An 8,277-nucleotide genomic window follows, 5' to 3' on the forward strand; every position below is an offset into this window, starting at 1 on the left:
CTGATCCACTTTGAATAATCCTGAGAAAACCCTCCTAATGATTCAAAACCTTCCATCTCGGACAATAAAGCTTCACTATTGCGGATCAGGGCATCAAATACAGATTCCGCGGCTGGAGGAGGGACAAAATAAATACCGAGATCAAATTTCCATATCCTCGGTTTTCCATTGATTTCTACCTTGAGTTCGGCATTTCCCATGGGCAACTCAGGCATGATAAAAACCAACGAATCCTCTCCGGAACGGCCCAAGGTGACCGGAATGGTTTCTGAAAAATAGCCCTTAAAAATCTGTTCACCTTTTCCAAGGCCAGGGGCATAGACTTTGACCAAGTCAAAGGCGGAGATATAATCAAATACCAAAATGGGTGGATAGATAGGGTCCTCCTCTTCTTCCCTGCATCCCAAAAGAAGCCCGAGAGAATAAATCAAGAACAAATTCTTAAAAGAAGTTTTCATCGCTATTCAGTTTTTGGGTATTCAAATAGAAAAACCACAAACCTTCAATCTCAAATGAGACTTTTGGTTTTGTAAAATAAAGTTACCAAACCAGTGACTTCCCAAAGACTAAAAGGAAGTCTTTGTTTGGCAAAAAATCAAAAACGTAAATTATATTTTTGCAATTTTCAATTATCCCAATTAACCATAACCTATTTAAAAAAGTCAATTAAAGCATAATTTAGATTTTTTCACTCCCCTAATTCCCCAAAAAAAAGCTGCTGCCGAAAAAATCAGCAACAGCGTTGGTCGATAAAAAATGTTCAATAAAGGGTTAATTTTTAATATTTTGGTTCATGTATTCTCGCTATATGATTGTAAAGCTCAAATAAAATGGGATTGGTTGAAATACCCCAAAAGTAGTATTTTTTGAATTTTTACAATTTGATGATGTAATGGAATCTGGGAAAAGATATACGTGAATTATACAATTTAAAGTCTAGGAAAGTCTTTGACCAGAGCGACCAAACCCGCCAAATTCCTGACCCCTAGTTTTCTGAAAATGTTTTTGCGGTGGGTTTTGACAGTAAGCGGACTGAGATTGAGTTTCTCGGCGATTTCTGTACTTTCAAATTGGTTGATAATCAATTGGATAATGTCAACTTCTCTTTTTGATAGCTTGTAGTGATGAATGAGTTTTTCATAAAAACCTTTCCCTTCTGAATCAAATGTTTCTTGGGCTGATTCCTGAAAAAATTTCCCTCCTTCCAAAATTATCCCAATAGCGTCCAATAATTGAGACGCTGTGGCATCTTTGCCTATGAATCCGTCAGCCCCAAGGTTTTTACACAATTCAATGGAAGATGAGGTATGGTGCATGCTGATGACCAGTTTCTTGATTTGGGGAAAATCCCTGTGCAAATTTCCAAGTAGTTGAATCCCATCCATCACAGGCATATTGAGGTCAAGGACGATAATATCTGCCTCATTTCCATCTTCCAAAAAAACTAGCACTTCCTTTCCGTTACTGAAATGGTCAATCACCTTCAGATTTCGATCCGTAGTGATCAGATTTTCCAATCCTGAAGCAAACAACTCATGATCATCGGCAATGATTACTCTTTTACTCATGTGTTGGGAGAAAAGCGGGAATTTAAAATGCTAGAGACATTGGTGTTCAAATTACAAACAAGGCTAGAAATAGCAAACTTTTTTGAGTTTTGATTCTAAGAAGCTGGATTTTCAAAATCCCTACATCTTTCAAAACAAAAGATAGAATCCAAAAAATAATAAAATCACGAGCTGCAAACTAGTTTCCGATCTATAAAACAGATAGCTATAATTCTAACCATGATAAAACAAAAAAGGAGACTCTAGTCTCCCTCCCTTTAGTTTTGGTTTTGATTACTTGGTAACCTTATCTACTTCGGCCTTGGCTTTCTTGGCAAGTTTGTCCACTTCATTACTGACATCAGACACTTTTTTTGTCAAGCCGTCAAAAAACGAATTGAGCTTTCCAGTCGCTTCGTCAAGGTATTCCCCACTTTTTTTGGTGATTTTCTTTCTTGTGTTTTCACCTTTGTCAGGTGCTACCAATATTCCTATCTGAACACCGATTACAGCACCTACTAATGCTCCTAAAATAAATTTGGTCGAACTCATAGCTATGTTTTTTTAAGTTGAAAATAAAAACCTTCTGGTTTTTTGATTACTTTAAATTTAAACATTAATCATACCAAAGTATAGTTTTTGTCTAATTTAAATACGATTAAAAAATGAAAACGTTCTATTTTACAGAGCTCCTGATCACAATGGTCCTGACAGGATTCAGGGGGTCATTGCTGAAAATGGAGATGTGCTTATGGTCAATTCCCTTCCGTCCCTTTGGATCAAAAGTAAACTTAAGCTCTGTGGTTTCTCCTGATTGGAGATCATTTTTACCCAATTCAATTTTCACGCAATCACAGTTGACAGAAACTTTTCGGATATTGAGCGGTTCCTGTCCCATATTGCTCAAAGTGATGGATTTTGAGACTTTAATGTTGGCTGAAATCTCTTTCAGATCAATCTCTGCATTGGCTATTCCTAACTTCGGAACCCTGTTTTCCAGACTTTTGGGTACCGGCTGAAAGTATTCATAAACCACAGACATCACCCTGATTCCAAGATTCATTTCGTCCTGATCTAGTCCGATGTTAATGACTTCGTCAAAAAAACCCAAATCATTTTTGGCAGCCCCATCATAGGTCAAAACCAAAAGGCCTCTTTGGGAAGGTTGCAATTGGACAGGTTCCAAGGAGACTGACATATAGTCAGGCAATTTATCCTGAACTTCATTGAAACCGATCAATTTGTCACCAAAATTATAGACCTCTACATATTTCACCTTTGGTTCATTGGTATAGATATACCCCATGTTGATGGCCGTCAGTCTAAAACCCAAAGTGCCTACCCTATGGGGAAAAGCCATTTCGGCATTTTCCGGAATCGGCATATTGATGCCTTCCAAAAACAAAGTATCCCCATAAATATCCATGTTGGTACGAACGATGATGCCTTTGGAAAACTCCCCTCCCTTTTGGTCAGGATCGAATTTGACCTTGAGGGAGGCTATCTGCCCATTTGCAAGCGTATCTTTGGTGTATTCCACTGTCGTGCAACCACAATCTGTAAAAATATCTGTGATGTAGATACTGTCCTGATTTTCATTCAGTGCAAAAAACTCAGCTTCCACTGCTCCTTTTTCTTCCAAAACTGCACCAATATCAATTTTCCTCTTTTCCCAAGTCAGGGTCTTTCTTTCAATGGTCTGTGCAAAAAGCGGAAGGCTGCTGATTGTCAGCATTATGAGTATAGAGAGATAAACGGCACTTTTTTTCATACGGGCAAATAACGATAAAAAACAAGCGAATTGTACCCTGATTTAATTATTTTGCGCCAAATTTTAAAACAATGGCAAGAGTACTGACAGGCATACAGAGTTCGGGTAAGCCCCACCTTGGAAACATCTTGGGTGCAATAGTCCCCGCTATCGAACTGACCAAAAGAGATAATAACGATTCTTTTATTTTCATAGCCGATCTTCATTCCCTGACTTCAATCAAAGACGGTAACCTGAGAAAAGAAAACACTTTGGCGGTGGCTGCAGCTTGGTTGGCTTTTGGATTGGACATCAGCAAGACAGTTTTTTACCGACAGTCGATGATTCCTGAAGTGACTGAATTGACTTGGTACCTGAGTTGCTTTACCCCCTACCCCATGTTGGCCAATGCCCACAGTTTCAAGGACAAATCAGACCGATTGGCAGATGTGAATGCAGGACTTTTTACTTATCCGGTCTTGATGGCTGCAGATATTCTTCTGTACGGTGCAAACATTGTACCCGTGGGAAAAGACCAGCTCCAGCATCTTGAAATTGCAAGAGATATCGCCACTACATTCAATAACAGGGTAGAGGAAGATATCCTTGTCGTACCTGAAGCCCGCATCAGTGAAAACGTGATGATCATTCCGGGTACTGACGGTCAAAAGATGAGTAAATCCTACAACAACTACATCGATATTTTTCTTCCGGAAAAAGAACTGAAAAAAAACATTTATTCCATCATCACCGACAGCACACCGTTGGAAGAACCAAAAAATCCGGATACCTGCAATGTGTTCAAATTGTATTCTTTGGTCGCTGACGCTGACCAAACTTCAGTATTAAGGTCAAAATACCTTGCAGGAAATTTTGGCTATGGACATGCAAAGCAGGAGTTTATGGCTTTGATTTTGGAAAAATATGGAGAAGAAAGAAAACTTTACGATTACTTCATGACCCATCCTTCTGAATTGGAAGCTAGACTATCCGAAGGGGAAGCCAAAGCCAAGGTAATCGCCAGAAGTTATTTGAACAAGGTGAGAGAAAAATTGGGATTTGGGGTGATTGGGTGATTGGGTGATTGGTTAATGGTTATTTGGTTTTAGGTCCCTGAGCTTGTCGAAGGGTTGGTTATTGGTTAACAGGTTATTGGTTAATGGTTATTTGGTTAACTGATCCCAGAGGACCGTCCGCTGACCACTAAAAGCTTTATTGAACACTGTACACTGTAAACTGTGATTGCCTACTGACCACTGCTACTAATCCCTTCTAACTTCTTACCTCACACTTCCTAAATTCCCTTCTTCCCAACTTCCAACTCACAACTGGTAACTCGTAATTCTTAAATCGAAACTCACCTTCCCACCCAAAGGTCTTTCATGGACTTGCCATTGATCTGAAGAATAAAGCGGGCTGGATTGGGAACCAAAACCAACCTGACATCCATTTTGTCAAACTGCTCAGATTCCACGGGAACTCCTTCTTTTCCTTTGACTTCGTAGGTTACTTTGCCAAAAGAATCCGCAGCCAAAGGAAGATAATTGTTTGCTAAATAGGCTGTTGGAAGCAAAACATCATTGTCTGATTTCAGTTGGTTGTAGATTTTTTCCAAAATTGCCTCCAACTCATCCCCGAACTCCTCATTGAAATCATCTTCCAAATCATGAAGTTCTTCTTCGATGTCATCATAAGCAGCATCCGAATAGGAGATTTTGCTCAAAGCGATTTTTTTCTCTACAAGAACTGAAAGATCCTGATCCAATTTTCTGAAATCCATGACGTGTTTTATTTTTTTAAAAGGACGAAGGTAAAAAATAAGAAAACTTTTTCAAAAATCTTATTGTCCAACATTTCCTAAACTTACCTCAACGCCGTTCGGATCGGCATGGTATTGAACATAAGTACCTTCCCCATCATTTTTAATTTCAAGGTTTTCAGTGGTTTCACCCTGCTTGAAAATCACCTTTTTCCAATTGGCTGGAATATATGTCTTCAGGGTTAATTTTTGTCGGTACCAATAAGGATCCAAATCCGAGTCCAACTTAAGGGTAATCATATCCTTGCTGACGGTTTTTGTCATTTTGGTATTCATCCTTTGCCTCATGTATTGGGTCACATCCCGGAACGGTGCCACCCACACATCCTTGGACTTTGAGGCGATATATTCAAAATAGGTTCTGATCCGGTCTTCCGGAATGGCTTCCCAACCGATTCCCTCAATACCGTGAAATACCAAAACCAACCAAGTATCTTCTCTTGTCAGGATGTCATCCACCCAGGAATTCATCAGCGCGGGATCTGTTTTGGATAACGGCCCACGCTGCCACTGTACATATTCTTTGCTGTAATCTTGACTAGGATCAAACTTACCTGAGCGGTTAATCTCCTCCAAATAAATCTCAGGCATCCTGTTTCTTAAGGCAGGAAACATCTCCAAAGCATATTCCATCACCCTTTCATTTTCTGTTCCAAAGGGACATTCAGCAGAAAACAACTGCTCTTTTCCCAATTCTCTCTCTACCTCATCCCGGCAGGCTTCCAATTCAAACAACAAATTCTCTTCGTCCAATACTGCCAATCTTGGATGAGAAATGGTGTGTACACCAAACTCATGGCCATTATTTGCATACTTTCTGATTTCATCCCAATCGATCATCGGACCATCGATGATTTTTGGATACACAAGTTCGACTACCTTCGATTCCCTAGCTTTGGCAAATCCCTCATCAAGGATTTTGTAAGCCTGTTCCAGCCTTCCCTGCTCGAAAGCTGCCCCTGACCTGTCATGGAATGAAACAGCTCCCGGCATATCCAAAAAACGGATCAATGAGGCCCTTTCAAAAATATTTTCCGGATTAGTGGGTATTTCAGCAGTCTCGGCAATGATGATTTTTGGATCTCTACCAAAAAACTGTGCACGGGTTTTGGAAGAAGGGATTTCTCCGGTATTGATATAGAAAGTTCCCCGCATGCCGAGTTCTTCCATGATAGGCAGGGCAACATGGAATTGGTTGTATGTTCCATCGTCATAGGTCAAGGAAATAGCCGCCTTTTTCCCGTCAGGCCATTTCAAAATCTCAGTTCTGAAAGAAGAATCTTGACTGAATCCATGCTGAAAATGAAAAGCCAAAATCAGGATGAGGAGAATTTTGGGGAATAAGATTTTGTTAGTGAGGCTCATAGCTTTTAAAATTAAAAAATAACTTTCCGATCAATTCATCTTTTTGATAATTGGTCAGAATGGCCTTAAATTCCCCAAAAAAACAATTCTCTTTTTATGCAAAACTATAAAAACCACACCCGAAATTTCGCAGCCCATAATTTTGTTTTGATTCCTTTGGCCCTCATTTTTTTCTTGTGGACTGTAGCTGACCTGATCCACGCCTTCATGGGAGGAAATGATTACCTTTCTCCCCTATACCATCTCGTCGCGGCAACGCTATTGGTTTTATTGCCTTTCGTAGCCAGGTACTATGGTCTCAAAAATCAGGACAGAATCATCCGTTTGGAAATGAGATTCCGATATTTTGAATTGACAGGAAAGTCATTTAAAGAAAAAGAAAGTAAATTGAGGCTTTCTCAGATCATCGCTTTGAGGTTTGCCGGAGATGAGGAATTACTTCCATTGATGGAAAAAGCCATAAAAGAAAACTTAAAAGCAAAAGAAATCAAAATGGCAATCACCAATTGGCAGGAGGACAACAGACGTGTTTAAATTCAGATTGACTTTGTTCTTGTTTATGTTAACAGGAACCATTTTCGCACAGGAAAAAGTGGAACAGATAGCTGAGAAATTGGCACAAGAACAACTTGAAGCCTACAACAAAAGGGACATTGATGGCTTTGTGGCACCCTATGCGGACAATGTAAGGGTTTATAAATTCCCCGATGAATTTCTGTATGAAGGCAAAACAGAAATGTATGACATCTACGGGAGGATGTTTGCCCGGACGCCTGACCTCCACTGCAAGTTGGTCAACCGTATCGTCATGGGAAATACTGTAATCGATCAGGAAGAAGTCACCATTTCGAAAAATGAACCTCCGATGCACGCCATCGCCATATACAAAATCAAAGACGGGAAAATCGCTGAGGTGTATTTTATACAATGAATAAATGTCCACGGTCGACCTTCGGCTGTGGACATTTCCAATTTTTCAATCTTGTAATTTTTCAATCTTGTAGTTTCGCAATCTCTCTATACAACCCTGCATGGCGCGGAACTGATGGTAATTGGCTTTCCAGATATGTCCCTTATCGGCGGTTTTGAGCTCCGGCTGCTTGTCCAATCCTCCTGAATACCAATCTCCATGCTCATGGTCAATCAGATAATCCTGATTGTATTGCCATAATTTCTCAAACTTTCCGAAGTAATCCCATTCATCATTGGGGAAATATTCAGACATCAGAAGAAGGGTATTCATTCCTTCGGATTGTGCCCACCAATTTTTTGTGTCTTTGATTACCCTAGGTTTTTCTTCCCCTTTGAAATAATATCCTTCATCAAAAAATCCTGCCAGTTCGTTGTCCCAACCATATGAAAGTGCATGGTCAACCATCTTTTTGGCTTTGGTCAATGTCTCTTGGTCATTTTCCCAACCCAATACATGAGAGCTTTCCAAAATCAGATAGGCAGTCTCCACATCATGCCCATAGGACACATGGTCCAAACCTTTGTGCTGCATGATGACTTCCTCCGATTGATCTTGAAAGGAAACAGGTGTCCAATCAGGTTGGAAAAACAGGACCAAAGAACCCTTGTCATTGGTGATGGTATCCCTGACAAGCAGCAGCATTTCCTCCAACCTTTCTTTCAATACAGGATCCTTCCAAACCATGTACAATTCGGTAAACGCTTCCAATAGATGAATGGAACTGTTTTGGTCTTTGTACCCGAGTTCAGAAGTAGAAGGCGTCTCTGCGGGTCGTACTACCGGAGTTCCATCCTGCTCCAAATGCTGAAAATACGATTTATGC

10 protein-coding genes are annotated in these 8,277 nt (G+C 40.1%); 3 read left to right on the forward strand and 7 right to left on the reverse strand.

The window, feature by feature from the left end; translation table 11 throughout:
* The 4 genes from ACZFYI_RS11240 to ACZFYI_RS11255 all read right to left on the reverse strand — a co-directional run.
* Nucleotides 1–458, reverse strand: a 458-nt coding sequence (locus tag ACZFYI_RS11240; protein WP_462524223.1) for a hypothetical protein, incomplete at its 3' end; no start/stop codon positions are given.
* Nucleotides 459–929: 471 nt separating this feature from the next.
* Nucleotides 930–1,568: a response regulator transcription factor gene (locus ACZFYI_RS11245; protein WP_462524224.1), complete on the reverse strand. Its 639-nt coding sequence runs from the start codon at nt 1,566–1,568 to the stop codon at nt 930–932.
* Nucleotides 1,569–1,841: 273 nt separating this feature from the next.
* The gene (locus ACZFYI_RS11250; protein WP_462524225.1) at nt 1,842–2,099 is read right to left on the reverse strand and encodes a YtxH domain-containing protein; all 258 of its coding nucleotides are present in this window, start codon (nt 2,097–2,099) and stop codon (nt 1,842–1,844) included.
* 124 nt (nt 2,100–2,223) lie between these two features.
* Nucleotides 2,224–3,282: a DUF1573 domain-containing protein gene (locus tag ACZFYI_RS11255; RefSeq protein ID WP_462524226.1), complete on the reverse strand. Its 1,059-nt coding sequence runs from the start codon at nt 3,280–3,282 to the stop codon at nt 2,224–2,226.
* Between the two features lie 107 nt (nt 3,283–3,389).
* Here ACZFYI_RS11255 and trpS point away from each other — a divergent pair, with 107 nt between their 5' ends.
* Nucleotides 3,390–4,373 (forward strand): tryptophan--tRNA ligase, encoded by a 984-nt coding sequence (gene trpS, locus ACZFYI_RS11260; protein WP_462524227.1) that lies wholly within the window; start codon nt 3,390–3,392, stop codon nt 4,371–4,373.
* 281 nt (nt 4,374–4,654) lie between these two features.
* Here the strand turns inward: trpS and ACZFYI_RS11265 are convergent, their stop codons facing one another.
* Both ACZFYI_RS11265 and ACZFYI_RS11270 read right to left on the reverse strand, forming a co-directional pair.
* Nucleotides 4,655–5,077, reverse strand: a complete 423-nt coding sequence (locus ACZFYI_RS11265) for a hypothetical protein (RefSeq protein WP_462524228.1) — start codon at nt 5,075–5,077, stop codon at nt 4,655–4,657.
* Nucleotides 5,078–5,137: 60 nt separating this feature from the next.
* Nucleotides 5,138–6,481 carry a polysaccharide deacetylase family protein gene (locus tag ACZFYI_RS11270; RefSeq protein WP_462524229.1) on the reverse strand — a complete coding sequence of 448 codons (1,344 nt, stop codon included), beginning with the start codon at nt 6,479–6,481 and terminating at the stop codon, nt 5,138–5,140.
* A gap of 96 nt (nt 6,482–6,577) precedes the next feature.
* On the opposite strand from ACZFYI_RS11270, the gene ACZFYI_RS11275 reads away from it, so the two are divergent.
* Together ACZFYI_RS11275 and ACZFYI_RS11280 are read left to right on the forward strand one after the other, a co-directional pair.
* The gene (locus ACZFYI_RS11275) at nt 6,578–7,015 is read left to right on the forward strand and encodes a DUF6526 family protein (protein WP_462524230.1); all 438 of its coding nucleotides are present in this window, start codon (nt 6,578–6,580) and stop codon (nt 7,013–7,015) included.
* Nucleotides 7,008–7,412, forward strand: a complete 405-nt coding sequence (locus tag ACZFYI_RS11280; RefSeq protein ID WP_462524231.1) for a nuclear transport factor 2 family protein — start codon at nt 7,008–7,010, stop codon at nt 7,410–7,412. The genes ACZFYI_RS11275 and ACZFYI_RS11280 overlap by 8 nt, the downstream gene beginning before the upstream one ends.
* Before the next feature lie 45 nt (nt 7,413–7,457).
* On the opposite strand, the gene ACZFYI_RS11285 is transcribed toward ACZFYI_RS11280, so the two are convergent.
* The coding region (locus ACZFYI_RS11285) for an AGE family epimerase/isomerase (protein ID WP_462524232.1) at nt 7,458–8,277 on the reverse strand (820 nt) is incomplete at its 5' end.

The sequence above is a fragment of the Aquiflexum sp. genome (genome assembly GCF_977115555.1).